Source organism: Ciceribacter azotifigens (genome assembly GCF_048159625.1).
Lineage (GTDB): Bacteria > Pseudomonadota > Alphaproteobacteria > Rhizobiales > Rhizobiaceae > Allorhizobium > Allorhizobium azotifigens.
Genome location: NZ_JBLQTA010000022.1, coordinates 16242 through 42150, shown reverse-complemented (window position 1 = coordinate 42150; position 25909 = coordinate 16242). Strand labels below are relative to the sequence as shown.

Annotated in this window: 24 protein-coding genes; 6 read left to right on the top strand and 18 right to left on the bottom strand. The window is 59.3% G+C overall.

Translation table 11 applies throughout. The features are described from left to right. Position 1 precedes the first annotated feature (1 nt). The 6 genes from ACM6UT_RS21495 to ACM6UT_RS21470 all read right to left on the bottom strand — a co-directional run bounded on the left by ACM6UT_RS21495 (position 2) and on the right by ACM6UT_RS21470 (position 6023). Positions 2-1045: an L-idonate 5-dehydrogenase gene (locus ACM6UT_RS21495; RefSeq protein WP_416799368.1), complete on the bottom strand. Its 1044-nt coding sequence runs from the start codon at positions 1043-1045 to the stop codon at positions 2-4. An 11-nt stretch (positions 1046-1056) separates the two neighbouring features. Continuing rightward, on the bottom strand, positions 1057-2463 hold the full coding sequence (locus ACM6UT_RS21490) for a TRAP transporter large permease (RefSeq protein WP_416799367.1): 1407 nt from the start codon (positions 2461-2463) through the stop codon (positions 1057-1059). 3 nt (positions 2464-2466) lie between these two features. Beyond that, on the bottom strand, positions 2467-3039 hold the full coding sequence (locus tag ACM6UT_RS21485; RefSeq protein WP_416799366.1) for a TRAP transporter small permease: 573 nt from the start codon (positions 3037-3039) through the stop codon (positions 2467-2469). Positions 3040-3113: 74 nt separating this feature from the next. Continuing rightward, positions 3114-4091 (bottom strand): sialic acid TRAP transporter substrate-binding protein SiaP, encoded by a 978-nt coding sequence (locus ACM6UT_RS21480; protein WP_416799365.1) that lies wholly within the window; start codon positions 4089-4091, stop codon positions 3114-3116. A gap of 39 nt (positions 4092-4130) precedes the next feature. Continuing rightward, positions 4131-4874 carry a FadR/GntR family transcriptional regulator gene (locus ACM6UT_RS21475; RefSeq protein WP_416799387.1) on the bottom strand — a complete coding sequence of 248 codons (744 nt, stop codon included), beginning with the start codon at positions 4872-4874 and terminating at the stop codon, positions 4131-4133. Between the two features lie 285 nt (positions 4875-5159). Beyond that, on the bottom strand, positions 5160-6023 hold the full coding sequence (locus ACM6UT_RS21470; protein WP_416799364.1) for a CatB-related O-acetyltransferase: 864 nt from the start codon (positions 6021-6023) through the stop codon (positions 5160-5162). Positions 6024-6478: 455 nt separating this feature from the next. On the opposite strand from ACM6UT_RS21470, the gene ACM6UT_RS21465 reads away from it, so the two are divergent. Continuing rightward, complete coding sequence (locus ACM6UT_RS21465) at positions 6479-9319, top strand: hypothetical protein (RefSeq protein ID WP_416799363.1); 2841 nt, start codon at positions 6479-6481, stop codon at positions 9317-9319. Between the two features lie 100 nt (positions 9320-9419). Here the strand turns inward: ACM6UT_RS21465 and ACM6UT_RS21460 are convergent, their stop codons facing one another. Further along, on the bottom strand, positions 9420-9626 hold the full coding sequence (locus ACM6UT_RS21460; protein WP_416799362.1) for a hotdog family protein: 207 nt from the start codon (positions 9624-9626) through the stop codon (positions 9420-9422). A gap of 117 nt (positions 9627-9743) precedes the next feature. On the opposite strand from ACM6UT_RS21460, the gene tnpA reads away from it, so the two are divergent. The 4 genes from tnpA (at position 9744) to ACM6UT_RS21440 (ending at position 12393) form a co-directional block, all read left to right on the top strand. After that, entirely contained in the window at positions 9744-10106 is a 363-nt protein-coding gene (gene tnpA / locus ACM6UT_RS21455) for an IS66-like element accessory protein TnpA (protein WP_416799361.1), read from the top strand. Further along, on the top strand, positions 10103-10450 hold the full coding sequence (tnpB, locus tag ACM6UT_RS21450) for an IS66 family insertion sequence element accessory protein TnpB (protein WP_416799360.1): 348 nt from the start codon (positions 10103-10105) through the stop codon (positions 10448-10450). Before tnpA ends, tnpB begins: the two co-directional genes overlap by 4 nt. 72 nt (positions 10451-10522) lie before the next feature. Beyond that, positions 10523-12088, top strand: coding sequence for an IS66 family transposase (gene tnpC, locus ACM6UT_RS21445; RefSeq protein ID WP_416799359.1), 1566 nt, complete (start codon positions 10523-10525; stop codon positions 12086-12088). After that, the gene (locus tag ACM6UT_RS21440; protein WP_416799358.1) at positions 12088-12393 is read left to right on the top strand and encodes a hypothetical protein; all 306 of its coding nucleotides are present in this window, start codon (positions 12088-12090) and stop codon (positions 12391-12393) included. Before tnpC ends, ACM6UT_RS21440 begins: the two co-directional genes overlap by 1 nt. Here the strand turns inward: ACM6UT_RS21440 and ACM6UT_RS21435 are convergent. After that, positions 12388-12717 (bottom strand): MaoC/PaaZ C-terminal domain-containing protein, encoded by a 330-nt coding sequence (locus ACM6UT_RS21435; RefSeq protein ID WP_416799357.1) that lies wholly within the window; start codon positions 12715-12717, stop codon positions 12388-12390. The two genes, ACM6UT_RS21440 and ACM6UT_RS21435, sit on opposite strands and share 6 nt — an antisense overlap. 417 nt (positions 12718-13134) lie before the next feature. Here ACM6UT_RS21435 and ACM6UT_RS21430 point away from each other — a divergent pair, with 417 nt between their 5' ends. Further along, a complete protein-coding gene (locus ACM6UT_RS21430; RefSeq protein WP_416799356.1) occupies positions 13135-14223 on the top strand; it encodes a capsular polysaccharide export protein, LipB/KpsS family in 1089 nt (362 codons plus the stop codon). Between the two features lie 53 nt (positions 14224-14276). On the opposite strand, the gene ACM6UT_RS21425 is transcribed toward ACM6UT_RS21430, so the two are convergent. From ACM6UT_RS21425 to ACM6UT_RS21380, 10 genes are all read right to left on the bottom strand, one after another. Next, positions 14277-14999 carry an acylneuraminate cytidylyltransferase family protein gene (locus ACM6UT_RS21425; protein WP_416799355.1) on the bottom strand — a complete coding sequence of 241 codons (723 nt, stop codon included), beginning with the start codon at positions 14997-14999 and terminating at the stop codon, positions 14277-14279. 204 nt (positions 15000-15203) lie between these two features. Continuing rightward, on the bottom strand, positions 15204-16379 hold the full coding sequence (locus tag ACM6UT_RS21420; protein ID WP_416799354.1) for a LegC family aminotransferase: 1176 nt from the start codon (positions 16377-16379) through the stop codon (positions 15204-15206). 1 nt (position 16380) lies between these two features. After that, positions 16381-17394: an NAD-dependent 4,6-dehydratase LegB gene (locus ACM6UT_RS21415; RefSeq protein ID WP_416799353.1), complete on the bottom strand. Its 1014-nt coding sequence runs from the start codon at positions 17392-17394 to the stop codon at positions 16381-16383. Then, positions 17391-18644, bottom strand: a complete 1254-nt coding sequence (locus ACM6UT_RS21410; protein WP_416799352.1) for a glycosyltransferase family 29 protein — start codon at positions 18642-18644, stop codon at positions 17391-17393. The genes ACM6UT_RS21415 and ACM6UT_RS21410 overlap by 4 nt, the downstream gene beginning before the upstream one ends. Positions 18645-18844: 200 nt before the next feature. Then, positions 18845-19528, bottom strand: a complete 684-nt coding sequence (locus ACM6UT_RS21405; protein ID WP_416799351.1) for a PIG-L deacetylase family protein — start codon at positions 19526-19528, stop codon at positions 18845-18847. Further along, positions 19528-20697 carry a UDP-N-acetylglucosamine 2-epimerase gene (gene neuC / locus ACM6UT_RS21400; protein WP_416799350.1) on the bottom strand — a complete coding sequence of 390 codons (1170 nt, stop codon included), beginning with the start codon at positions 20695-20697 and terminating at the stop codon, positions 19528-19530. The genes ACM6UT_RS21405 and neuC overlap by 1 nt, the downstream gene beginning before the upstream one ends. Positions 20698-20708: 11 nt before the next feature. After that, positions 20709-21650 carry a GNAT family N-acetyltransferase gene (locus ACM6UT_RS21395; RefSeq protein ID WP_416799349.1) on the bottom strand — a complete coding sequence of 314 codons (942 nt, stop codon included), beginning with the start codon at positions 21648-21650 and terminating at the stop codon, positions 20709-20711. A 5-nt stretch (positions 21651-21655) separates the two neighbouring features. Next, entirely contained in the window at positions 21656-22303 is a 648-nt protein-coding gene (locus tag ACM6UT_RS21390; RefSeq protein WP_416799348.1) for an acetyltransferase, read from the bottom strand. After that, positions 22300-23349 carry an N-acetylneuraminate synthase family protein gene (locus tag ACM6UT_RS21385; protein ID WP_416799347.1) on the bottom strand — a complete coding sequence of 350 codons (1050 nt, stop codon included), beginning with the start codon at positions 23347-23349 and terminating at the stop codon, positions 22300-22302. The genes ACM6UT_RS21390 and ACM6UT_RS21385 overlap by 4 nt, the downstream gene beginning before the upstream one ends. Continuing rightward, complete coding sequence (locus ACM6UT_RS21380; protein ID WP_416799346.1) at positions 23346-25877, bottom strand: hypothetical protein; 2532 nt, start codon at positions 25875-25877, stop codon at positions 23346-23348. Before ACM6UT_RS21380 ends, ACM6UT_RS21385 begins: the two co-directional genes overlap by 4 nt. Between the last annotated feature and the right edge of the window lie 32 nt (positions 25878-25909).

Here is a 25909-nt window from a genome sequence, read left to right as displayed (position 1 = left end):
CTCAGGGCAAAAAGGTGACCTGGACCTTGCAGGCCTGCGAGCGGTCGCCGGCCTGCTCGAAGGCCGCGACCGCGTCCTCGAGAGGGAAGCTATGCGAAATGATCGGCCGGACATCGATGCGCCGGTCGGCGATGAGGTCGACGGCCAGCCCAAACTCGCGGTCGAAGCGCTGCGTTCCGACGAGCCGCAGCTCCTTCCCGACCAGCGCGTTGAGGGGGAGGGTGATGTCGCCGGTCACGCCGACCTGGACGATCGTGCCGCGCGGGCGGACCGTCGCGATGGCGTTGCGGAGTGCGGCTTCGGCGGCGGAGCATTCGAAAGCGACGTCGAAACAGCCCTTGTCGCGTTCAAAGGCGGCGAGTCGGTGAGGATCGCGGCGGACGTTGACCGCCTGGGTCGCGCCCATCGCGAGCGCTCGGTCGAGCGCGGCGTCGGCAAGGTCGGTCACGACGATCTCCCCGGCGCCGGCGTACCGGGCGGCGGCGACGGTGAGGACCCCGATCGGGCCGGCGCCCGTGACTAGAACCCGCTTGCCCTCGAGGTCACCCGCTTGCGCAGCCGCGTGAAGGCAGACGGCGAGCGGCTCGGCGCACGCCGCCTCGTCCGGGCCGACAAGCGTGCCCGCCGGCAGGCACTGGTGTGCCGGCATGGTGAGCCAGTCGCGAAACATGCCCTGCGCGTGCGGAAGGCGCATGGCGCTTCCCATGAATTGCATGTCGAGGCAGTGGATCGGAAATCCTTCCCGGCAGAAGCGGCAGGCGCCGCAGGGCCTGGCCGGGTTGACGGCGACGAGATCGCCAATCGACAGGCCGGTGACCCCGGCGCCGAGGGCGGCGACATGGGCCGCAGCCTCGTGGCCGGGGATGATCGGCTCGCGCACCCTGACGGGGCCGAAGCCGCCGTCCTGGTAGTAGTGGAGGTCCGATCCGCAAATGCCGCCGGCCGCCATCTTCAGCAGGACCTCGCCGGGCCCGGGCGGCGTAAGCGGCGCCTCCTCGACCTTGAGATCATGACGGCCGTAAAGGCGCGCGAACCGTGTCTGCATTCCGACGACCCCTACCGCAACAGACCGAGTTCGGTCGGCAGCCAGAGGGTGATCGCCGGGATGAAGGTGATCAGCAACAGGGCCACGAATAGCGGGATCGTCCACGGCAGGATCGCCATCGATGTCCGTTCGATCGACAGCTTCGATATTCGCGACAGCACGAAGAGCACCATGCCGACCGGCGGGGTCAGGAGGCCGATCATCAGGTTCAGCGTGAAGATCAGACCCATGTGGACCGGGTCCACACCGTAGCGCGCGGCAATCGGCATCAGGATCGGGACCAGGATGCTGATCGCGGCGATCGTGTCGAGAAAGGCACCGACGATCAGGAGCAGGACGTTGACGATGATGAGGAAGGTCCACCAGTTGTCCGTCAGCGAGAACATGAAGTCGGAGAAGAGCTGGGCCGCCTGGCTGACGGTCAGAAGCCATGCGAAGATCGACGCCGTCGTGACGATGAAGAGCACCGAGGCGGTGGTCTCGATCGTGTCGAAGCTCGCCTTCGCCAGCGTACGCAGGGTCATGGTGCGGTAGCGCACAAGCCCGAGAAAGAGCGACCAGATGACGGCAGCGACCGCGGCTTCCGTCGGGGTAAACCAGCCCATGGTCATGCCGCCGATCAGCAGCACCGGCGTCATCAGGGCCATGACCGCGTGAAAATCTAAATACCAGTCAAGTGCGATGAGCGCGGCGAGGGCGATGAGAACGGCGATATTGATCGACAGACCGGCAAGAACCAGCAGATAGACCGCCGCCGGGAAGCAGAGCACGATGCCGACTTCCAGCGAGGCGGCGCCGAGCTTCCTGAGCTCAAACGGCGTATCGGACCCCCATCCCTTGCGATGGGCGAAGATGACGACGGTCAGCATCATCAGGACCGTCATGACGATGCCCGGCAGGATGCCGGCCATGAACAGCGCGCCGATCGAGACGTTCGCCATCATGCCGTAGATGACGAAGGGCAGTGACGGCGGGAAGATCGGCCCGAGCGTGGCGGAGGCGGCGGTGACGCCAACGGCGGCCTCGACGGGGTAGCCGTGGTCCTTCATCGCCTTGATCTCGATCGTACCGATGCCGGCGGCGTCAGCGAGCGCCGTTCCGGACATGCCGGAGAAGACCACCGAGCCGATGATGTTGACCTGCGCGAGACCGCCCTTCATCCAGCCGACGAGGGACAGCGCGAAGTGATAGATGCGGCCGGTGACGCCGGCGATGTTCATGAGGTTGCCGACGAGGATGAAGAAGGGGACGGCGATCAGCGGGAAGCTCTCGACGCCGGCAATCATCCGCTGGGCGGCGATGATGTCTGGTGCGACGCCGGAAATCAGCAGGTAGAGGAGCGAGGAGACCCCGAGCGAGACGGCAACGGGCGTGCCGATGATCATGAGGGCGAGGAAGGATCCGATAAGCAGCAGCACTGGTCAGATCCCCTCGATGCCGGATTCGCTCGCCTGTTCGCGAACGGTCTTTTCGTTGATCATGTCTTTGACGAAGTTCTGTACGGCGCGCGCCAGCATCAGCGCGAAAGCGGCAAACACGGTGTAGAAGACATAGCCGCGCGGCAGGTTGACCGTCACCATCCGCTCGTTGCCGACGATAGCGATATACCGCCACATCAGCCAGGTCGTGTAGGCGAAGAAGCCGATTACGATGAAATCGACGAGGAGCTGCAGCGGCCGCCTGATCCCCGGCGGCAGGAAGCGGTAGAGAAGGTCCACCTGGATGTGCCGTGCCATGCGAACACACATCACCGAGCCGAGGAACACGATCACCACGAGACAGTTCGCGGCGATCTCCTCGGTCCAGGCGAGGCTGTTGTTCAGCGCATAGCGGGTGAAGAACTGCAGGAAGACGCAGGCCGCCATGAGCCAGAAGACGGCCATGTTGAGCCAGTCCTCCGCTGCATAGGAAGAGAGGTCTGCCGGGCCGGCATCCTCCTCGAAGGCATGCGCCATTTCCTCGACGCTGGCCTGGGCGTGCTGTCGTTCGTTCATCGGAGAACTCCGCCGATTTCTGGAAGGGGTAGGGCGCCCGGCGACACTGCACCGGACGCGATGGGCATGCCGGCCTACTTCACGGCGCGGATGGCTTCCCAGTCGGCCTTGTCGTAGCCAAACTCCTCGAAGCTTACCTTCTCCATAACGGTCTTCTCGAAGTCGGACCTGTCGACCTCGGTCACGGTGAGACCCCGCTCCTTGAACTTTTCGACCAGCGCGTTTTCGCGCTCCTCGATGATCTTGGTGCTGCGCTCGGCGGCCTCCTGCATCACCTCGGTAAAGATCTTCTTGTCCTCGTCCGAGAGCTTCGCCCACAGCATGCCGGACACCACCGTGTTGAGGTGATCGACGATGTGGCCAGTGAGACTGATGTTCTTCTGGACTTCATAGAACTTCTTCGCCTCGATGGTGGTGAGCGGGTTTTCCTGCGCCTCGACCGTGCCGTTCTGCAGCGCGAGGTAGACTTCGGCAAACGCGATCGGTGTCGTGTTGGCACCGCAGGCGCGCGGCATTGCGAGGTAGGCCGGAACGTCCGGAACGCGGATCTTCAGGCCGGCCATGTCGGCGCACTTCGCGATCGGCCGGTTGGAGGTGGTTTGGCGGGTGCCGTAATAGCTGACGGCGGTGATATGGTTGCCGCCGGAGGCTTGCTCATAGCCGGCCGCAAGCTTCTTGAAGACGTCGCTCTTGGTATAGGCGATCAGGTGCGCCGGATCGCGGAAGGTATAGGGATAGTAAGTGACGCCAATCGGTGGATATTCACGCGAAGCGAAGCTCGAACCGGAAATGATGATGTCGACGGTGCCGAGCTTCAGGCCCTGGTTGATGTCAGCTTCCTTGCCGAGCTGGGAAGCCGGGAAGACGTCAATCTTGTAGCGCCCGTCCGTGCGCTTGGCGATTTCTTCCGCCGCCCACACGGATTCTGTGTGGAAGGGTTCTGATGTTTCGTACACATGGGCCCATTTGAGCACCGTTTCCGCGTTGGCGGTGATCGCCGAGGCGAGAATTGCAGCAGTCGCACCAAGTAGCATCGTCAGTCTGAACTTCATCTTCTTCTCCTCCCAAGTTGAAGTCGCTGAAACGTGTCGTTAAAGTCCTCCGGCCTGTCCTCCCGTCGCAGTTGCGGCGTCAGGCATATGATCTTCCCCGAAGCTTTCCGAAAGCCGGAGTTCGGATTGTTGCAGATGGGCGCGCATTGCCGCGCGCGCGGCGGCCGGGTCGTTTGCTGCGATCGCGTCGCGGATCGCGCGGTGTTCCTCCGTCGCCGCCTGCCACGTCCGGCGGTTCTCGAAATAGCTCGCGAGCTTCTCGAAATAGGGCGTCATGCGCATGTCGTGCATGCTGCCGACGAAGCGGTTGAGCGTCGCATTGGCGATGATGCTGGCAAGAATGACGTGGAACTCCCGGTCGAGCGTCAGCGCCCGGTGCCGGTCGTCGATCGCCGCCGCCATCTCTTCGAGGTTCCGGTCGAGGAGCGCGACGTGCTCGGGCCGCGCGAGACGTGCGGCCTCCTCGACGACCGCGCATTCCACCACCGCGCGCGCGCGCAGGAGTTCGAAGGGTCCTTCGAAATCTTCCGGTGGTGCACCCGTGGGCTGCGCCTTTCGGGCGGCGACATAGACGCCGGAGCCCATGCGGATGTCGATCAGGCCTTCCACTTCGAGCACGATCAGGGCTTCGCGGATCGTCGGACGCGAAACACCGAGGCGCTGCGCGAGGTCGCGCTCGGCCGGCAGCCGCGAACCTGCCGGCAACTCGCCCCGCTCGATCAGGCTGCGCATCTGGTCCGCAACCTGACGATAGAGCCGCCGTGTCTCCATGACCGTGAACATCGATGACACCATCGCGTCGACTTTCCAATCAGGTCGTCAGGTGGTCAAGCCAATTTGAGGAGAAGGTATACCGAGGATGGGGCGGGAGTCAAATAGTGGGCGGCGCTGATCTCCCCGGGGTCGAGCTATTTCCGCAAACGGCGCTCGGCTCTTCACCTCGTTCCGAACGAGCGCAATCTACGGCTCGGTCGATTATTTGGGCGCTGCTTGGACCTGCCGCCCAACCGTCTATGGCAGGAATCCAACGAGTTGGTTAATCGCCCCCCACAAAGGGGAGCGCAGCAGTCAGGAGCGGCCATAGAACTTCTTCAGGCCAGACAGAAATGACGTCCCGGGCCTCTTCTTCGAATACTGCGGCGCAGGAACGTTCGAACGAGATTCCTGCTCCGCAGTAACGCGCGCGAACTCTCGGTGCAGATTGATCTTCTCAGTGACAAACGGCTTGATCACCCCGGAACTAACGGCTTCGCCGAACTGGTCAAGAAACCGCTCGGGATGGAGGGTATCCATCCCTACAAAGTCAGTGAAAGCATAGCACCACCACTCTGAAGCCAAAAGTTGCTCGCACATTTCGTCTGAGAAACGTCGCTTTTTGGGCCTAGCCGGATTTCCTGCGACGACAGTGTAGGGTTCTACATCCTTGGTGACGACGGCAAAGGCCGCCACCACCGCCCCCGTCCCGATCTTGATGCCGCGCGCTAGGCGCGCTTCGTTACCGATCCAGACATCATGACCGATTTCGATCATTGGGTCGCTCTCTATCACAGGCGTCCGCTCGAATGTGACGCCTCTGTCATCGGCAAACATTTTATAGGGAGAGGCGTAGGCATAGTCAAAACCACACATCCCTACGCGCGACATCGGGTGCGACGCCAACATGACCCTCACCCACTCTCCGATTGCGCAATATCGACCAATTGTCGCGAGCCCTGCGAAGAGTGAGCGGCTGTAGCTGAAAGCCCCCATCGAATTGAAATAGGGGCCAACACGTTGGCACGTATAGGGTTCGAGGAGACATTCGCGTGCAGGCTTGTAGATCGCTCCGACCTTTAGCCAGCCTGCGTCGTCGTCGTTGGTCGAATGCGAAATTCTATTCTCTCGAAGAAAATCGAGGTGAGCCTGTGTGACTTTGAATGGTTGGTATGACATATTTTGCGTCCGACAATTGTAGTTTCATCGTAGTAGATTCCGGTCGGAAGTTGGCAACACTCTTCCGCCGGCGGTTCTCATCTGGTCTTGGCCGCGATCTAGTCTGAAGGCGGTGGTGCCAAACGGACCTTCTCATCACAGGAGCACCCGTCTTGCGCCGAATGATGACGACAATAACCAGTGGCGAAAACTAGGCAAGTCCTCCAAACGCGCACCTTTCGTAGGAGCAATCACTGTGTAGCTGAGCACCCGATGTGTTGGGCGGCGACAGATTCGGCTCCGGAGATTTCTCGATGCTCATGAGAATCTGTTTAAACTCTGGATTTCGCGGCGAGCCGAGCCCTCTGGCAGGAGTTGCGCGACCGCGCGCATGAATTGTTGATCGGCGGCGTCCTATCTGGCAATAGGGCTGCGGAAACTAGCGAAGATTACCCAAGCCGCCTGAAAGGATCCTGATGCCTCAGACAGCGCAAACAGTAACCGACATTGCCGTGGCCGAGTTTTTTCAGGGCCTCGCGACTTGGATCGCCGACGGGAAGCCAACCAAAAGGCCTTTCTCAACCGATCTCCTCGATATTCGGTGCCGTAAGTCGGTTCTGCCTTTTGCAGTCCTGGCGACTCGTAGCAACGACCGACATCAGGACGTCGCCGATCTAATCGACAATACGGTAGCCGAGATTCTCGGCCGGAAGGAAGATGCGCTCGATCCGGCAACCAGGGAAATCCTGAAAGACCTAGAGGAAAGCCTTGATGCGCTGTGTTATGTCGGCTTTCGGCGAGCGAGGCTGGTGTCAGCACCCCAAGTCTTCGAGATGATCAGCCGCACGCTTGAGACCACTTATCAGGACCTCCCGCCGAACGACAAAAGCCGAAGGGGCAGCCTTCCATTTAAGGATTTTCGGTATCTTATGTTGACGCTCGGGCTATGCCGCGCTCGCTTCGACACGGTCGAGCGGCACCTCTACGAATCAATCTGTGTCCGTGTCTTAACCATCCTGAGGGACAATGCAACGCGCCATCTGACCGCTCAGCACGTCTACCAGATCATACGATGGTTCGCCTATCCGGCTCGGCTGCACCCCAAAACCTATTCGCGCATCCAGCCTTTGGCCATCGACATAGGCCGCGCCTTCTTTGCGAGAAGAGAGTACTTCGTCCCCTCGAGGTTCCGCACGATGAATCAGATCGAGAGGCTGCTCTTTTCTGCGTTCCGCGAAGCAGAGTTAAAGATTATGAGCCGGCTCGGCCGGAGACACCGAAACCCCAATACCCTCCTCAAGGATGTCGCCATAGCAACTGCCATTGGTCGGCCGCAGTATGGCATGGCCGTACTCGACTATCTGCAGTGGCAACGCCGCCGCGAGACCGACAAGACTAGGCGCGGGCGCCTGCAAACGCAGATGGTGGAAACGTCGGTGATCGCCGGGAATGATGAATTCTATGGCCTGTGGAACAACACCTACAGGAAGTTTCTCCTGAACAACAAGTTCGACACGTTCAGTCCCTATATTGTTGCACAATTGCAGCGCTTTGGTAGGTACGGTCGCGCGTTGAACTTACTGCGCAAGCGAAAACGAAGCACCCTAAGCCTCAAGAACGATGAAGCGTTCTTGTTGCGTTATATGGGACGGTTTGATGAAGCTGCCGAGAAATATGCCGAGATCGACGCATATGCGGCAGAGAACCTCTTAGCCCGTGCGAGCGACAAGCCTCCGGCTGACAGGTTTACAATCATGTCCCGCTTCTGGCCTAGCCGTACAAGCGACGAACTCGAATACATCAGGTCCGTGCATACGTTGCTGCAATCGTGTCCCCGCGGCGTTGTCGATGACTCCGTCGTCGTAATCTGCCCGTCGAGCTTCAGTGCGTTCACCCAAATGCCCGTCCATGCTTTGGCCGAGCTACGCTCACGCGGCTGCTCGATAATATCACTATTGCCTGGCTGCATCCAGTCAGACGAGGTCTCACCGGACATCGACGAGAACGTGTCCAATTCAATATTTCCACACTACCTTTCCGACAAGGCAACGTTGAAGAAGGTGCCTTCGCAAGAGTGGGTATTTGATCCAGAGAAGAAAAACATCGCGTACAACGGAATTAATTTTTATTATACGATTCATAATACAATGGGTATCATTTTCCGCTGCTACGATGTGGCGTGGCGTGATCCCATCGTCTTGGGTCATGTACGTCGATACCAGGTCGCGATTGAGGCGATGTTTGACAAGCATGAGCGACTGGTGCGCTTTTCCCAGGAAACCGGACGTAAGGTGAAGGTCATCCTGACAGAGATCCAACAGGGTATTTCTCATGCGTTGCGTTTGATCGCGGAAACGGCGGGGAGCCACGACTACGTTGAGCTCTTTCACATCTGCAATGGCTTTGAGGCGTATCACTCCAACCTAGTACGGTCCCAATCGGCGCAGTTTCAGTGTATAGCCAACGTTAGTCGACATCCCGAAGTCAGTCTGGCCTATCGTCCATCTGTTCACGTGTATCGTGAGTGGTTCACCAACGCTACGCCCGAGCAGAAGGCGTCGGCGGAAGCCCTTGCATATGCCACGCGCGTTGATGAGACTGCCGTCAGAAGACCACTCGCAGAGGAGCTTCGTTTTCCCGGCCGTCCGATTATCGTACTCTTGGGGAAGATCCTACCGGACTTGGCAAGGCCGAACGACTACGGGTTCTTGCACAGCGATATAAAGGAATGGCTGGCGGATTGCTGCCAATTTGCTCACACACACCAGATCAATTTGCTCCTAAAACCGCATCCAGACGAGACCAAGAGCCAGGTATCTCTCTATGTAAACCAGGAGTTCGTCGAACTGCTCGAAGACGTTCCAAAGGAATTTCACCCCATAATATTGGATCGGCGTGCCTATCCAATTCCTGCTCTCAGGGATTGGGCTGACGGGGTTCTCATGTGGGGCGGCAATTCCTCGGTAGAACTGGGACTGCTTGGGATCCCATCGATGATCTGTGGATACTACGGCTCAATGGATGTCCCCGTAGGACACCTCACGCCTGACACAAGGGAGAGGTTCGAGGAGTTCTTGTTGGGCAAGATCGACAAGGAACTGCTCGCCGACGTCCGAAGCAACACGATCGCATTTCTCTCCTACGTGTTGCATCCGAACCACACGATGCCTTCCAGATTTAATAATAGGTCCATGTACAATGCTGAAGTGTGGCCGCCGGTTCTTCATCCATCCACCAAGGAAGTCAGCCGTACTGCCGAAAAGATGGCGGACTATATTCTCGGGGACGCCACCGCGATCGTTCCACCCAGCGCGTGAATTTTATGCTGTTGTTGATGTGCGAACTTCCTTGCATGTCTTCGTCTTTGAGGCTCAGCAATCGGCCGTTTCTCTGAACTGCAGGACGCCACGCAGGAAATCATGCAAGCACGTGGAGTATGATCCATTCCGCGTGCACGGCCGGTTTGGCTGTGCCCGCAATTTTCATTGTCACCGTGTATCGGAACAGGAATTGTCCGGTGTCGCGTTCTTCGATCGCGTCGAGAACAAAGGAACCGCGGATATCGGCGCTGGAAGGGACTGGAGAGATGAAGCGCACTTTATCGAATCCGTAGTTCACGACCATTGTCGAGCCCTTTGTGAGCGTCCGGTGAGCTGTTTTTGCTGATCGGGCAAATCAGGCGATGTTCTGGCATTCGAACCAGCATTAATGCTGACATTAATACCAGAACAAAGAGGTTGCATGGCTCGCATTGAGATCATGTCCGGTACCGAACGCAGACGACGTTGGTCGGACGAGGCGAAGCTGAGGATACTCGCGGAAGCTGATGAGCCCGGTGCTCGCATTGGCGAGGTGGCGCGCCGGCATGATATCTACCCATCCCAGATCCGTTTGTGGCGACAGTCATTCAGCTATGTCGGTCGTCCGGCGATGTTCCTTCCGGTGGAAATCACCGAGGAGGTGAGCGCTACCTCGGTACCTGATACGCGACCGACGCCAGCGGTCATTGAGATCTCGCTACGAAACGGTCGATGCTTGAAGGTTCCGGCTGACGTTGAGTTGAAGCTGCTTGGTCCGCTGGTCGCTTGCGTGGAGGCGGCATGATCGGACCGTCCGGGAATGTGAGGGTCTATCTGGCCTGCGGGGTGACCGATATGCGGCGTGGCATTGATGGTCTGTCGGCGCTGGTCGAGACGGTCGTGCAGGAGGCACCGGGCTCCGGCGCGATCTTCGGCTTCCGCGGCAAGCGCGCCGATCGGATCAAGCTTCTCTGGTGGGACGGCCAGGGGTTCTGCCTGTTCTACAAGATTTTGGAGCGCGGATACTTTCCCTGGCCGACGGCGAAAGAGGGCGTAGCGCACCTGACGCAGGCGCAGCTTTCGATGCTCGTTGAGGGGATCGATTGGCGACGTCCGGCATGGACGTCAGCCCCTGGTCGAACGGGATAAAAGCTATATTTTGCAGGGGCATCCGAGGCTTAACGCTGGCGCGTCAGAGGCAAATCGGCTAGATTTGCAGGTATGGAAACAGCGCCGCTGGACAGTCAGGACGAGCTCACTGCTTTGCGCGCACTCGTCGCGGAACAGGCGGCAAAGCTTGAGAGCCAGGAAGCCGAGGTCATCAAGCGTGACTCCATAATCGGGCTTCTGCGGGCGCAACTGGAGCTGCTACGACATCGGCAGCATGGCGCCTCTTCGGAAAAGATCGACCGGAAGATAGAGCAGTTCGAGCTGATGCTGGAGGAGATCGAGGCCTCTCGTGCCGAGGCTGAACTGCGCTCCGGGAAAACTCCTTTGCCGGAGTTGGACGACGCATCCGAGAAGCCGAAGCGCAAGCCTTTGCCCGATGGTCTTCCAGCCGAAGAACTGGTCTATGCGGCTCCCTGTAATTGCCCGACCTGCGGTGGCACTTCGTTCCTGAAGGCGGCCGACAGGGTGGTCCAGGTGTTGGAGCACGTGCCTGCGTCGGTCAAGATTGTCCGACATGTCGAAAAGCGCATGATCTGCAGGGAATGCGATACGACAGTGGCTGGCGAGATGCCGACCTTGCCGATCGAGCGCGGCAAACCCGGGCCGGGACTGCTCGCCCATATCATGATCGCCAAATTCGACGATCACATCCCCCTCTACCGCCTGTCCGAGATGTATGACCGGTTGGGGATAGACATCTCCCGATCCGTGATGGCCGACTGGGTCGGCCGCGTATCCGCTTTGCTGACACCACTCGTCGTGCTGATCCGGGCCCATATCGCCGCGCTCGATCGAATACATACGGACGATACCCCGGTCGATGTTCTCGACCCCGGGCGGGGCAAGACAAAAACCGGGAGGGTCTGGGTCTACGTCTTCGACGGGAGTGGCTATCAAGCCGCCACTCCCGCAGCCATCGCCTATTACTATAGCCCTGACCGCAAGGGCGCGCATCCGGCTGACCACCTCGCAAGCTTCAGCGGCGTCATGCATGCCGACGGTTATGGAGGCTATAAGAAACTCTACGGCAACCAGATTATCGAAGCCGCCTGCATGGCGCATGTGCGCCGCAAGTTCCATGATGTGATCAAGCTGAAGCCATCTCCGATCGCTGAGGAAGCGTTGTCGCGCATCGGCGCTCTCTACGATATCGAGAACCGTATCCGAGGCATGTCGGCTAACGAGCGGCGTACTCTGCGCCAACACCATGCCCGGCCCGTTCTGGACGAACTCAAGGCCTGGATCGAAACCACGCTCTCAACTTTGCCACAGAAGCAGAGGTTGGCCGAGGCGATGCGATACGCCCTCTCGCGCTGGGCGGCGTTAAGCGTCTACATCGATGATGGCCGTGTCGAAATCGACAACAACATCGCTGAACGAGCCATGCGTCCGCTCGGAATCGGCAGGAAGAACTGGCTCTTCGCCGGCTCGGACAAGGGCGGTGAGCGCATCGCCAATATCCTGACCATCATCGAAACGGTCAAATTGCACGGCCATAATCCGGAGGTCTATCTGACAGATGTCCTGACCCGGATCCAGGATCATCCCAAGGACCGACTTGAAGACCTGTTGCCCTGGAATTGGACGCCAGCAAACGCTCGATGCGAGGCCGCCTGATGGCACGCTCAAGGTTCATCTACACGCTGAAGGAAGTCGCCGTCATGATCGGCGAGAACCTCGAACTCATCGAGGAGGTGACCGCCAACTCGGACAACATCGCCGAGGGCGAATTGGTGTATGTCCGCGATGGCAGTGAAGATGGCACAAAAGGCCTGACCGAAAACGGAATTGACGATCTTCAAGCTCTGCTCGCCGACATCAGGACGTGGGACGGCGGTATCCGCGAGTTCCTCATCGACACACAGTGCGATCCTGAAATAATCGACCGCGTCATGGCCGATGAGGTGAAACGCGGCCTATAGCTTCGATCTCTCGACACCCGAAAACGCGTTCGCCGGACGCTCACAGCCCTTTAAGGGAGGCACTACTTCGAAGAACATTGTGCTAATGATGGACAGCGACAGCATCCCATGTGCGATGGTACCGCCGAACGGGCCAGCTTTTGCCCGCTCAATGTCTACATGGATGTACTGGGCGTCTTCAGTAAGGTCGGCAAAGGCGTCGATCTTGTCTTGGCCGATGCGATACGAGGTGGAAACACCGATAGTCGTGCCGATCAAGCTGCGAAAATCGCTCATGGACAAGGGCGCGCGCTCGACAGTCGTGATTTTGCTTTTTGATTGCATGTAAGGCCTCAGTTCATCCGCCAATGTCGATTGCGCCGGGATCGTGGCACTAGGAGAATTTTCGGCTTGTTCGCCGCGCTCTACTGGTCATCTCCGGAGTACGCACTCCACGACCCACTTGAATCTTTTGTCATGCCTACAGACATTTGCACACTTGGCAATAGGCAAGGCCGCAAGAGCGGCGTCCACCGATGTAGAAATGCTCTCGCATTGTGGCACCTCAAGATATCGACGAAATGAAGCTCTTGAGCCATGAGGTTGCCGACGAGATGAGAATAGGGGATTGTTCCGCTTATCCTTCCAAAGCGTCATCCGTCGACATTCCGTCCTAACGTGACCCACCGAGTTCCCCGCGCTAGTTGCCATCGGACGCATCTGTGGGTAATTGCATGATGCGGCAGAAGAGACTGGATCCGAATGAGCGAGAACCCGCCCGATCGTACTTCCAACCGACCGGATCAAGGCAACACGCCCACAGTCTTCCTGGTTGGATTCAAGCCTTGGAAGGTGTTCATGCCTCGTTGGCTGCCAGAAAGCCACGTGGTTCGCTGCGCGACCGGGATACTGTCCTTGCCCGACTTTCTCAGACGAATCCCGCAGATACTGAGAAGCAGGTCGTCTGCCATCTACGTCTGGAGCTATACCGCACCTTGGTACGTCGAACTCCTTTGCCGCTTTTATTCCGTGCCCCTGGTGCGAGTCGAGGACGGCTTTCTACGCTCTGTCGGATTTGGGTCGGAGCAAACGCCACCACTCTCTCTCTGTTTCGCCAAGAAGGCGCTCTACTTCGATGCGACCGTCGAAAGCGATCTGGAGCACATTTTGCTGTCGTACGACTTCGAAAGCAGTCCGGAGCTTATTCATCGTGCACGTAGGGGAATATCCGCGCTCGTCTCCTCACGAATCAGCAAATACAATGCGGGACGAGCGGCGGACGTGCAGGTACTATACGGGCCGAAGACCAAGCCTCGCATCCTCATTGTCGGGCAGGTCGAAGGTGACATGTCCATGAAGAAGGGGATGAGGCGGCAGCTAACCAATAATGCGTTTGTCCGCGAGGTCGTCGCAGAAAATCCTCATGCCCAGGTGATCTACAAGCCGCATCCGGAAGTCCTGAGGGGTCTTCGCAGGCGACCGCGTCAGTCAAATCCGGACGAGGTCCGCGAGATCTGTCTCGTTTTGAACGAAGATATCGCACTGGCCGACGCGTTCGAGACGGTCGATCGCGTCTATACAATGACGTCCCTCTCCGGTTTTGAAGCTCTCATCCGGGGTATTCCTGTGACCTGTTTTGGCTCGCCGTTCTATTCCGGCTGGGGAGCCACGGAGGACAGAGAGTCTTGTCCTCGTCGCACCGCGCGCCGGACGGTCGAGGCCATATTTGCGGCTGCGTACATTCTGTACCCGCAGTACCGGCATCCGTCTTCGGGCGAGCCCCTCGAGTTCGAAGAAGCTCTGGAGCTCCTGCAGCGAATGGTGGGGGATAATCGGAGCATGTCCACTTGAGAAGATGAACCGAGAGCCGTGACACGACGATAAAGTGTCGCCATTGCCAGTTGTCAGCTCTTCGCGCGACGCTCCAGGATCATACTGATGATTTCGAAGTCCAGCTCTTCATCTACGTCGATCGAGCGATCCCGCGGCATGACATACAGTTTCGTGTCGGGATAGAAGATGCCCGGATCCACCCGCAGAGCATCGCGCTTCCACCCATAGACCGAGCCGTTCATGTCGAAGCACTCCGGGCTGTCCTGACGGCGTAACACGGGGTCTGGAAGTTGTTTGCTGAGAGAAATGCTTCCGTCCTTGGCTCGCTCCAGCAGATTGAAGTACGGTGACCGATGGGCGGGATAGCCGGTCAATACGCAACTGCATCCGGTGTCTGTGAGAATGTCGGCGCACGCCTTAATATCTTCAGGAAAACGAAGCGGGGACGTGGCGTCGAGATCAATCAGATAGTCTGTCTCGAAGCCTAGCTGGCGTTCGACTTCTCCGAGGGCGTGCAGGATTGCCGGCAGCTTACCGGATTCGTCAGTCGCCAGTTCGTCCGGTCGCCGGATCAGGATATCAGCACCGTATCGCCCGGCGACTTCAAGAATTTCGGGGCTGTCGCTGCTGACCGCTACAGCTTCAAAAAGACCGGTCGCCTTCGCCTGTGCGATCGAGTGCGCGATGAGCGGCTTGTCGATCAGCATGCGCACGTTCTTGCCCGGCACACCTTTTGAGCCACCACGGGCGCAGATCGTGCAGACGAATTTCGGGGACGAGGGAGTGGGCGCCATTATCATGCTTTCTCGAGATTTCGATCGTTTAAGAGCCTGGAGTGGAGGGATTTGAGAGTTAAACCATCTGAAAATCTATAGTCGTAAAGTCCACGAACAGATCCTGTTCATACTGATTCGACTTGTTTCCTTCAGACAGCAGTCCTCCAATCTTAGATAAATGCTGCTCGGTTTCCACGAACCGCGACGTTCGTTGTCTGGAACCTATTCTGTCGTCTCCACTGCAAGTGCCGCACTGCTCGGAATGTTGACGAGCCGTTGTTCGATGTCGCGGGCGACGGGCAGAGGCATGGAAGGGCTCTTCTCGTACATCGGCAGGTCGCACATCAGTGCCCAGCACGGACGAGTCATTAGGCCGGCATCGTTGGTGGCGGCGAGGAAGTCGTCGCGTTGCCCGGCGTCGTCGAGGATCACCGCATTAAGCCAATAATTGCTCTCTGCACCCTCGGGCTCGACGAAGAAGCGAAGCCCGTCGACGCGATCGAATGCTTTCCGATAGCGTTCGGCGAGTCGGCGCTTGGCGGCAAGGAAAGTGGGCAATTGCTGAAGCTGAGCGCAACCGAGTGCCGCGTTCAGGTTCGGAAGGCGGTAATTGTAGCCGAGCTCGTCATGCCAAAAGGCCCAGCGATGCGGGCGTTTGGCCGTCGTGGTCAGGTACTTGGCGCGCGCACCGAGTTCCTCGTCATTGGTCAGGATCGCTCCGCCGCCGCCGGTCGTGATGATCTTGTTGCCGTTGAAGCTGGTGATGCCGACCTTGCCGCGCCCGCCGAGCGGACGGCCGTTCGAGAGGCTGCCGAGCGATTCCGCAGCATCCTCAATGACGGGAATGCCCCACGTTTCACTGACCTCGAGTAGCCGATCGATTGCCATCGGGTGGCCGAAGGCATGCATCGGCACGACGGCCGCCAAACGGCGGCCCGTTTCGCGATTGGTCGGACCGTCCTCGCCTCTTTCAGCAATCTCGGTCAGCCAGGCGTCGAGTGCGTCTGGGTCAAGCCCGAGCGTCTCCATTGAACTGTCGACGAAGTGCGGGATGGCGCCGCAATAGGCGACGGCATTGGCGGTTGCGGCGAAGGTCAACGCGGGCACCAGGACCTCGTCCCCCGCCTTCACACCGGCAAGCATCAGCGCGATGTGCAGGGCGGCGGTTCCGTTGACCGCGGCCACCGCGCGGCGAACGCCGAACGCGTCGGCGAGTTCGATTTCGAAGCGGTCGACATAGGAGCCCACGGATGAAACCCAGCCCGTGTCGAGGCAGTCTTTGACATATTCCCATTCCGCGCCGGCAAAGCGCGGCTCGTGCAGGACGACGGGCTGGCCGTTGGGGGCGGCGGTTTCGCGCAGGATTTGGACGGCGCGTGCGATATTCAGGTTTGCCATCTCAAATTCCGTAGGTGTCGGCCTTGTACAGGGCCAGATTGCTTGGATTGCTGAACCATTCGATCGTTTCGCGAATGCCGCGGGCAAAACCGTCGCGGCCCGAATAGCCAGGTTTCCAATCGGTCAGGCGCTTCGCCTTCTCGATGCCAGCCCAGAGGCGATCGACTTCGCTGAGTTCAGGACGCTGACGCTGTTCCTCCGAGACGATTTGCGCGTCCACGCCCATGATATCGATGATGGTGCGGACACTGTCTTCAATCGAGATCTCAAAGCCGCTGCCGAAGTTGACAACCTCGCCGAGAACGTTCGGGCTTTCAGCCATGGCCTGGAAGGCCCTGACGGTGTCGGCGACGTAGGTGAAGTCGCGCGTCGGGCTCAGCTTGCCGAGTCGGACCTCTTTCTTGCCTGCGGCGAGCTGGGTGATGATCGTTGGCAGAACCGCACGTGTCGACTGGCGCGGGCCGAAGGTATTGAATGGGCGGATTACCGTCACCGGTGTTCCGAAAGAGCGGTAGAATGATAGCGCAAGTTGGTCCGCGCCGATCTTCGAGGCGGAGTAGGGCGACTGGCCGACCAGCGGATGTTCTTCGGTGATAGGTACGAACTGAGCAGTGCCGTAGACCTCACTGGTCGAGGTGTGGACGACCCGATCTGTTCCGAGCAGGCGGGCGGCCTGCAGCACGTTGAGCGTGCCCTTTACGTTGGTGTCGATATAGGTGTCGGGCGAATGATAGGAATACGGAATGGCGATCAGGGCTGCCAGGTGCAGCACGACATCGCAACCGCGCATGGCGGTCGCGACCCCGTTCGGATCGCGAATATCGCCGCTGAACACCTCGAACGAACCCTGCGCGTCCGGGGAGACGCGATCGAGCCAGCCCCAGGTGCCGAAGCTGTTGTAGAGCGAAAAGGCGCGGACCTTGAGGCCCTGGCGCACCAGATGCTCGACCAGATGCGAGCCGATGAAGCCGTCGGCGCCTGTCACAAGAATGGTCTTACCAGACAGGTTGCTCATGTCCGGTTCTCTCCTTCGAAGTTCGAGCGGTCGTCGCTGCGGGTGGGTTGGAAATGTTCTGGATTTGTCGCGCGATTCGAAACTTCATCATCGTTACGCAGCAGGGTGCCGAAGTACACCTGTTCAGCTTGCCAGTTATGCCGACTCGGCCAGGAGCCCACATGCCGTCTACCATAATAGTGCGAAACGGCGGAAGTATTCTGGCCGAGCGAATAGCCGAAAACCTGTCTCGGAGACAATTTTCTCCCGATCTCTTCCTGCGTCCAAGCGAGCCCGATCAGACCCGCGCTCGGTGAGGCGTCGAGCGCTGCGAACAGCCGTGCATAGAGCGCAGTCGGAACCAGTTCGATGGCCATACTGTTCTGCAAATAGGGCTCGAGAACCTGGAGGCCGTTCGAATAGCGGTTCCGGATATTGCAGCCAGTTAGGACTGCGAGATTGGCAGCCGGTGTTGCAGGAAGCGGTACGTGGGTGAATTCGGTCGGGCGGAACCAGATATCCGTTCGACGCCCCAAGTCCGCCGGTCCGGACAGCGCGGCGTGGTTGTTGAAACGAATGACGAGCTGGTGCGAATCGATCGTGCTGCCGAGACCGAGACCAAGGATCGACGGGCCATTGGCGACGACCGCCACGTCGCCCGATGCGCCGGCGATCATCTGGGCGAAACGGCCCTTGAAGTGGGACAGGTGGGCGGCAATGGCGCGTGCGCGCGGCGCTTGCGGAAGCTCGGCTGCGCCAGCGTCCGCCGCAGCAAGGATGAGGTCGAGGTAGCCCATGGAGGCAAGCGCAGAAGGATCGCTGCGACCGACCCTGGCCAGGAGATCGAATGCCTCTCTCGTCTGTCCCGCTTCATTGGCAAACGCAGCCGCGCGCAAGAGCAGGCGGGGCGATTTCTCGCTCTCGCGGACGAGATGCGGAAACCAGGCCATAGCCGTCTCGGCCCCCTTGCGTTCCCACAGGAGGTTGAAAAGCTGGATCAGCGCCCGGCGTGAAAGAGCAGGCGGCGCCTTGGAGATCACGGTCCGGAGCAGGGGCAGGGCGTCTTCCAGGGGCAGGAGGCCGAAGCGCGAGAGGTTCGCCACCCGCAGCATCAGTTCCGGATCGTTGGGCGCGGCGGTCAACGCATCGCGAAGGGCGAGTGCTGCCTCCTCGAACTCGCCCTGCTCATAGAGTCGGAGATACTTCTTGCGCTCGCGCCGGCCGGGCGCTCCTTCCATCCACCAGCGCACGGTTTGGCCGATCTTGCGCAAGCTATCCTCCAGGCCGAGTCTGCCGGGTATGTGGGAATAAGTCGGAAGCATGTCGTCGGGGTTGTTCCTGTGGTCTTTGCCGCGGCGCGCGGCGTTTCGAGGCGCCGCCTCTCCTACGATCAAAGGCTTAGTGGATGCATCGTTGCGTGGCAAGTTTCGAGGGCTTGCCGTGGGGGCTGTTCCCCGCGGCGCCCTGGGGGTCAGAACCGGCCGCGCAACAGCATGAAGGCTTCCGCCGCCCTGGTTCCGGACGCGGCGCCCCGTGTCATCGCCAGCGCCCGGATGGCCTCCAGGCTGCGGGGGAAGGGGAACTCACCGATCTCGTCGTTGAACATCGTGGTGATGCGGAGCTTGTCCTCCAGCTGTTCGCTGATGTCGACGAAGATGTTAGGAAGGAAGGGATCGCTGGCGAACAGGCCGGCATCGGTCTCGGACAGGGTCTCGTAGACTAGGGTCCAGCGCACCGAGGGATAGCGGAACCACTTTGCGCAGGCCGTCGCCGCCGCATAGACCACGTGGTGGTCCGAATGGGCGTCGCCGCGATGCGGAACCAGGATGATCTCCGGCTTGACGGTGTTGACGACCTTGCCGATGCGGCCGATCACCTCGCCGAGAGCAAGGGTTTCTAGCTTGGCCGACGGCAGGTCGAGCCGATGGACGCTGGCAAAGCCGAATGCCTTGGCGACCGCGTCGATCTCGATTTCACGGCGCGCCACCTTCTCGGCCGGCCAGCCCTGTTCCGTCGTGATGCCGGTGACGATCAGCCAGTGGATCGGCCGATCGGCCGCGCGCGCGCGCAGCAGGAGACCGCCGGCGCCCAGGGTTTCGTCGTCCGGATGGGGGGCCACGACTAGAATCGGTCCACGTCCGCTCTCCAACAGCATTATCGTACTCCCTGAACCCATTTCTTATCGAGCAGGCCGCGGCCCAGCTCGACGCCGCGCAAGACCTCGGCAATCCGCTGCCCGGCCTTGCCATCGCCATAGGGCGTTCGCCGCTGTGCCACCAAGGCGCGGAAGCTTTCGTCCGTCGTGGCCCTGGTGACGGCCGCGGCGATTTCCCCGGCGTCGTAGTCGGTGAAGATCACGTTGTCACCATGCTCGCGCCCGCGCTGGCGGACACCGATATTGACCACCGGCAGGCCCATGCTCGGCGCCTCGAGAATGCCGGCCGACGAATTACCCACCATCACGCGCGCATGGCGCAGCATGTTGATGAAAACCTTGCGTTCCAGGAAGTTGAAGGCTTTCGCCCTCGGGCAGCGGGCGATCAGCGCGTCAATCTCTAGGCTGATCGCCTGGTTGCCGGGATCGGAGTTAGGGGCCATCACGGCGATGTTCAGGCCGCTCGCCTCCAGCACCCGCGTGATCGAGGCCATGTGCGCCCGCGCTTCGGAAAAGTCGGTGATCGTCGGGTGGTAGAGCAGCACCGCATAGGGCTCGCCATGCCAGTCGACGCCGAGTGCGGTCTCGAGTTCGTCACGTGTCATGTCCGGGGTGGCGATGATCCGGTCGAGGCCGGAGGCGCCGGTGACGTGGATGCGCCACGGCTCCTCTCCCAGCTGGCGCAGGCGCTGGCCGCTGACTTCGGTAGTCGCCATGTGGAGATGGGCCATCTTCGACACCGCGTGGCGGACGAGATTGTCGACATTGCCGTCGTCGGCATGGTCGCCGCCGCCGACATGGACGACCGGGATGTGGTGATAGATGGCCGCGACGGCGCCGGTCATGACCTCCTCGCGGTCGCCCATCACGACGAGGAAGTCCGGACGCTCGCGGGCGAACAGATCGGTGAGGCCGGCCAGTTGCAGGGCCATGCCCTTAACCCGACCGCCCAGGCCATCGGAGGCGAGCAGCGAATCGATGCGGGCGGCGATGCGATAGCCGTCGGCTTCGATCTGGCGCGCGGACTGGCCGTGCAGGCCAGTCAGATGGGCTCCGGTGACGATCACGCCGGCGTCGAGGTCCGGCTGCGCGTCGACCGCCGCGATGATGGGCGCGAGAATGTCGTATTCGGAGCGAATTCCGGTCAGGAAATGGACTGTTCTGGTCATATTGCTTTCATTCAGTATAGATCGGAATCCAGCATCGAGAGCCGCCATAGCCGGCTATCGGTCAGATCTGCCGGAAGTGTCGTGAATGTCCGGCCGCCGAAATAGGTTACCGGCGCGGTCGCGTTGAAGCCTGCCATTTCCAGGGGCACGCGATGAACGTCCATGGGAAGGCACCAAGTGGCGATTCGCGTCCGGTTTTCTGCGACGGCATGGGCAGTGACCGCGTTGATCAAGGCGCGCGTCACGGCTGTGTCGGCACAACGCAGTTCCACAAGATCAAGCATCTCGGTCCCATACGCCTTGGTTATCGCATAACCGGCGATCTCGTCGCCTTCCTCCAGCACGAACCGGGCGTAGGTATTGTCAGGATTACGATCGACGCGCCAGGAAAGGATCTCAGTGCTCCGGTGGGCGACAATGGGTAGGCCGGCGGCAACCTTGGCGTTGAACAGGCCGAACCGTTCATCAACGTTCTCGACCTGCTTTACAGCCGAATCGGCAATGGGTAGCTTGAAAAGCTTGTCTGTCTCCAAGACCAAGGTTGCAACGTCGCAATAATCAGCCCAGCCGACCTTGCTCCTGAAGAGCGTATGAGAAACGCTGTTCGGGAAGCCATAGATCGCAAATTTGCCGCGGGAGGGCAATGTTTCGTACAGCGCCTCAGCGGTCCTCTCGAACAGCTTCTGACCCCGCCAATCCGGGTGGGTCATCGTGGTCATCGAAAGACAAGCGGGAAAAACCTCTCCAGCCAAACTCAACGGAGCTTGGCTAGCTGCGTAGTTTCCCACCAGAGTCTCGCCGTCAAAAGCGAGCATGATCATTGGGTCGCTTGACGGATGCTGTAAGAAGCGCCATCGCCAATAGGATGTGCTCATGGGGCGACCGAACACCTTGGCAAACAGCTCGGTGATCGCAAGCTCATCGCCATCCTTGTAAGGCCGAAACTCTATCATCCTGTTTACTCCGGTTTTGGGAATGCGGAGACGCGGCGAGTCGTCTTTAGATGCGACCCGTCGGCAAGGTCGTTCGCTACAACCGTGCCTGCCCCTACAAACGCGCTACGGCCTACTCGGATGCGTGGAACTAAGACAGCGCCCGCTCCTATGAATGCATGATCGCCGACATGAACGTCGCCGCATAGAGTGGCTCCGGGTGCAATCATCGCGCCCGCTCCTACCCGGCAATCATGGTCGACTTGCGCACCTGTATTGATGATTGCCGCTGGTCCGATTACGCTACCAGCTTGGACAATGGCGCCGGCCATGACCACGGCGCCAGCATCCACCTGCGCCGAGGGAGAGACAACGGCGCTCGGATGGATGAGCGAGGGAATGCGCGCGCCGGCGGCAGTGAGGCGCACAAATTCCCGCCAGCGAATCTCGCCATCACCGATTGCAGGAAACAGGTCGTGCTCGTTCAGCCAAGATGGATCGGCGATCAGATCTTTGCCATCGCCCAACAAAGGCGAGGCAAGACTAACCCCACGCAATCCATTATCTGGGGCAAGAAAGCCGGCGATCTCCCAACCTGTCGAACGGGCAAGTTCAGCGACAACTCTTGCGTGGCCCCCGGCTCCAAGCAATATAAGTCCGTTCGGTTTTCTCATCCCAGGTCCTCGAGGGCAATAAGCGTATTCTCTGCGATCGATCGACTTAGGATACGACCTGGCAGTAAGCGTTCCATTCTCGGAGGAAGGCCTGTTCCAGGCCGCAGCAAGGCCAGGTCGTCGGCTGTGAGTCTGTGTCCCGCAGGGAGATTGCGAGTTACCGCAACGCTCCGCCGGCCGAGCTGTCGCGACGAGAGCTCGCAAGGCTGAGGAGCCTTAATGGGGCGGCCAAGGGCCCGCTCCACGTTGCGGATCCCGGATACCATCGCGGCAAATTCGTGGACTTCGAGGGAGGCTTTGTGGTCGGGGCCGGGGAGATTCCGGTCGACCGTCATGTGCTTTTCGATCACACAGGCACCGAGAGCAACGGCGGCGATCGATACCGCAATGCCGTCGGAATGGTCAGAATAGCCGACTGGCAGGCCAGTGATCTCTGAGAGCGCAGGAATAACACGGAGATTGAGCTCCTCGGGTGGAGCCGGATAGCAGCTGGTGCAGTGTAGAAGCACGATCTGGTCGCTGCCGGCGCTCTTCAGTGTCTCGACGCCGAACGCAACTTCTTCGAGTGTGCACATGCCTGTAGACAAGATCACTGGGCGCCTCTTGGAGCCCATATGCTCCAGGTAGGACTGAGAAACACAGTCGGGTGACGGCACCTTGAAGGCCGGGACATTAAGCCTGTCCAGCATATCGATGCTGTCCACATCGAAGGGTGATGACAGGAAAATGATGCCTTCTGTGCGACATTGCTCAAGAAGCCTCTGATGTGAGGCCTCGCTAAGCTCCAGTGCTGCCAACATTGCATGCTGGTCAGTGAGACTAGTATTGACCTTCTGGTATTCGGCAGTAGGCGTCGCGCGAACGACCAGCCGGTCGGCGCGGAAGGTTTGGAACTTCACGGCGTCTGCGCCAGCTTCCTTCGCGGCCGTAATCAGCCTGGCGGCGAGATCAGGATCGCCATTATGATTGACGCCTATCTCAGCGATTACGAAGCAGGCATGATCTGCGCCGACCACTCGATCACCAATTGCGAAGGTTGTATTCATGTCAGATATTCCCGGAACGGAGCTGTGACAAAGAGGGAGGTGGGGAGTTCGTCGCGACCGCGGATGCCACTTGTGCCTTTATGGACGACCTGATCCACGGCTTGGGCCAAACGATCAAAGGTCGCGTCAGTGAAGAGGGCCGGATTTTGCTCCTTGAAGAGAGATGGGCGTGTTGAACCGTCGGTCGATAGAGACTCGAGAATTACCTGAGCCAAATGCTCAGAATCGTTGCATTTCGGAACATCAAGGATTTCATGCCATCGCATGGGATAATCGACGCCTTCCAAACCGACAACCGCAACATTGCGTTCCAAAACGATCGCTTCGATTGCGGTCGTGCTGTAACAGCTCAGCACGAGGTCACTCGCAATCAGAAGGTCTTTGATATCTACGCTTCTCACGACGCAAAGTTCTGCGGCGCCTTCTTCCGACAAAACTTGCTCGTACCTCGCCACGTGTCCCGCGCCTTCCTCCGGATGGGGTTTTAGTACCACGCGGACGGGTATGTCGAGAGCCTTGACCGATCGGATGACCATTCGCCATATCGCGAGACTGTATTTCGAGGGCATCGGCTGGGTCGGGAATGCAATGATCGGGGGGGCACCCTCTTGAAATCCCATCCTCGCTCTCGCCTCGATTCGCCCCGTAATAGGGTTATAATTCATCGGCTGCAGTATGCGGGGTGACCCGACGAGGTAGCATCGTTCTCTTGGAATCCCGAAGTGACGCGCGTATTCTTGTGCAAAGTACTCTGAATAGAGCGCAGCGTAGTCGCTGGGGATTGTGCCGTACCGGCAATAGGCAGCATTCAGAAGGTGCGGTTCCACGGCTAGCGTCGGGATGCCAAACTCTCTCGCAAGACTCGCAAACTGCGAATTGCGAGGTGCGCGAATCGGCGAGATCACGACGGCTGCGTATTGCCGCTTGCCAAATAGGGCTGAAATCGCATGGGCGTTTGCAATGCTGTGCAGTACCGCTCGCGGCAACTCGTCAGAAAGCAGAAAGCCAATTGCGCAGTTCACCACACAGTCGTCTCTGGTCTTCGCCAGGGCGGCCTTAGCAGCGTCGCGGGTCGCTATAGCAAATAGACTTGAAAAGGCCCTTTTGGTTGCTGTGCTTGCGAACGGGGGAGCCAACTTCATATATCTTGGCGGACGACGCTTATGCTCCGAGCGGAGATGGGGATCGCTTTGGGCAGAAATTAGATCCTTCTGTAGTCTGTCTTTACTGCCTGCCGTGAGAACCACGTCCACGTTGAAGTGCGTGTTAAGGTGCGTCGCCAGTTGAACGGCGGTGGCGCCGTAAGCTCTCCCCTCGTGCATGACGAACGCAATATCGGCATGACCCGACGCTCGGCTCACCTTAGGCGTTGAAATGCGGTTCGCCGACAAGAGATAGTCCCGCACGGTCTTGGGCAAGTGAACTTGCTTCACCACTCGTTCGTCGTTTTGCGAGGGCGCGACCCTGTCACCAGTCGAGGTGTGATCTCTGGCGTTTTTCTGCAAGTCGGCGATGCGGTTCGCATAGTTGACAAGCGTCTCAACATCTTGCGATCGGCAACAACCTTTTATACGCCGATTGCGCCACAGCATGGAGTCGGCGAAGAAGAGCCTGTAAAGTTCCGGATCGTTTCCGAACAAAACGATGACGCTGTCGAAGCTCGGGTCGAGCGCTGCGCTACGCACTCCTTCAAGGCGGAGCGCCTTAAAGAACAATTTGTCGCTAAGTTCGAGTGTTAGGTCTTTCTCAAAGCTCTGGAGATCCCGAACGAACTGTCTCAGCCATGGTGAATTCTGTATGAAGCTCTTGGACAGTTCCTCGGCAGCATGTAGCGTCTTTTGATGAATGTCATAATAGCGTTGGTGAAACCGATGGACACGAGAACGAGCGTGTTCAATTAGGATCTCGCAGTGAGGGATCTCCGTCTGGACAGATGAAAGATCCACATGCCCGTAGAGATCCCTATACTGCAAAAGAGAAATGCTGTCCGCGCCTGTTGCAAGACTCCTGATAACAGCCGGGGGAAGTTCCTCATCGAAAATAATGAGGCGGCTTTCTCCACGTGGAAACGTCGCTGTTTGTGGTGGACGGAATGTTTGCGTTGCGGTCGTTGCGTCTGATAGCGGATGCGGAGTTAGGGAATAGAGCACCGCGGACCAATCTACTGTGTCTTGATCACCAATGGTTTTCCCGTGTTCGGCAATAACCTCCATGGCAAGATTAAGTTCCCCGCGAGAGATGAGGGACGAAACGAGCGCGACCGGCGAGCCTGCACTCCTACTTGCAGCGGAGACGAGATGAGGAATGTTCTTGCCGATTATTGCTGAGCTCGGCCGTCGTTCTCCTGTTGCGACGAGCATCAAACCGTAATCTTTAGGGCGGGGACGCACCGAAAGAAAGGAAATGGCGAAGTGAGCTGCCGCCGCTGAACCGCATTGTTCGTGGATCTTGTGATAGAGCCATATGGCCGTTTCTGGCGCATGGCGGACGAACGGAGAATATATAAAGTATATCGAGGCTAAATCCACTCCGAAGCAACGTAAAATTATCGATGCCGCAA

Coding starts and splice junctions, on each gene's coding strand:
- ACM6UT_RS21495 (WP_416799368.1), bottom strand. CDS start 1,045: ATGCAGACACGGTTCGCGCGCCTTTACGGCCGTCATGATCTCAAGGTC.
- ACM6UT_RS21485 (WP_416799366.1), bottom strand. CDS start 3,039: ATGAACGAACGACAGCACGCCCAGGCCAGCGTCGAGGAAATGGCGCAT.
- ACM6UT_RS21480 (WP_416799365.1), bottom strand. CDS start 4,091: ATGAAGTTCAGACTGACGATGCTACTTGGTGCGACTGCTGCAATTCTC.
- ACM6UT_RS21475 (WP_416799387.1), bottom strand. CDS start 4,874: ATGTTCACGGTCATGGAGACACGGCGGCTCTATCGTCAGGTTGCGGAC.
- ACM6UT_RS21470 (WP_416799364.1), bottom strand. CDS start 6,023: ATGTCATACCAACCATTCAAAGTCACACAGGCTCACCTCGATTTTCTT.
- ACM6UT_RS21465 (WP_416799363.1), top strand. CDS start 6,479: ATGCCTCAGACAGCGCAAACAGTAACCGACATTGCCGTGGCCGAGTTT.
- ACM6UT_RS21460 (WP_416799362.1), bottom strand. CDS start 9,626: ATGGTCGTGAACTACGGATTCGATAAAGTGCGCTTCATCTCTCCAGTC.
- tnpA (WP_416799361.1), top strand. CDS start 9,744: ATGGCTCGCATTGAGATCATGTCCGGTACCGAACGCAGACGACGTTGG.
- tnpB (WP_416799360.1), top strand. CDS start 10,103: ATGATCGGACCGTCCGGGAATGTGAGGGTCTATCTGGCCTGCGGGGTG.
- tnpC (WP_416799359.1), top strand. CDS start 10,523: ATGGAAACAGCGCCGCTGGACAGTCAGGACGAGCTCACTGCTTTGCGC.
- ACM6UT_RS21440 (WP_416799358.1), top strand. CDS start 12,088: ATGGCACGCTCAAGGTTCATCTACACGCTGAAGGAAGTCGCCGTCATG.
- ACM6UT_RS21435 (WP_416799357.1), bottom strand. CDS start 12,717: ATGCAATCAAAAAGCAAAATCACGACTGTCGAGCGCGCGCCCTTGTCC.
- ACM6UT_RS21430 (WP_416799356.1), top strand. CDS start 13,135: ATGAGCGAGAACCCGCCCGATCGTACTTCCAACCGACCGGATCAAGGC.
- ACM6UT_RS21425 (WP_416799355.1), bottom strand. CDS start 14,999: ATGGCGCCCACTCCCTCGTCCCCGAAATTCGTCTGCACGATCTGCGCC.
- ACM6UT_RS21420 (WP_416799354.1), bottom strand. CDS start 16,379: ATGGCAAACCTGAATATCGCACGCGCCGTCCAAATCCTGCGCGAAACC.
- ACM6UT_RS21415 (WP_416799353.1), bottom strand. CDS start 17,394: ATGAGCAACCTGTCTGGTAAGACCATTCTTGTGACAGGCGCCGACGGC.
- ACM6UT_RS21405 (WP_416799351.1), bottom strand. CDS start 19,528: ATGCTGTTGGAGAGCGGACGTGGACCGATTCTAGTCGTGGCCCCCCAT.
- neuC (WP_416799350.1), bottom strand. CDS start 20,697: ATGACCAGAACAGTCCATTTCCTGACCGGAATTCGCTCCGAATACGAC.
- ACM6UT_RS21395 (WP_416799349.1), bottom strand. CDS start 21,650: ATGATAGAGTTTCGGCCTTACAAGGATGGCGATGAGCTTGCGATCACC.
- ACM6UT_RS21390 (WP_416799348.1), bottom strand. CDS start 22,303: ATGAGAAAACCGAACGGACTTATATTGCTTGGAGCCGGGGGCCACGCA.
- ACM6UT_RS21385 (WP_416799347.1), bottom strand. CDS start 23,349: ATGAATACAACCTTCGCAATTGGTGATCGAGTGGTCGGCGCAGATCAT.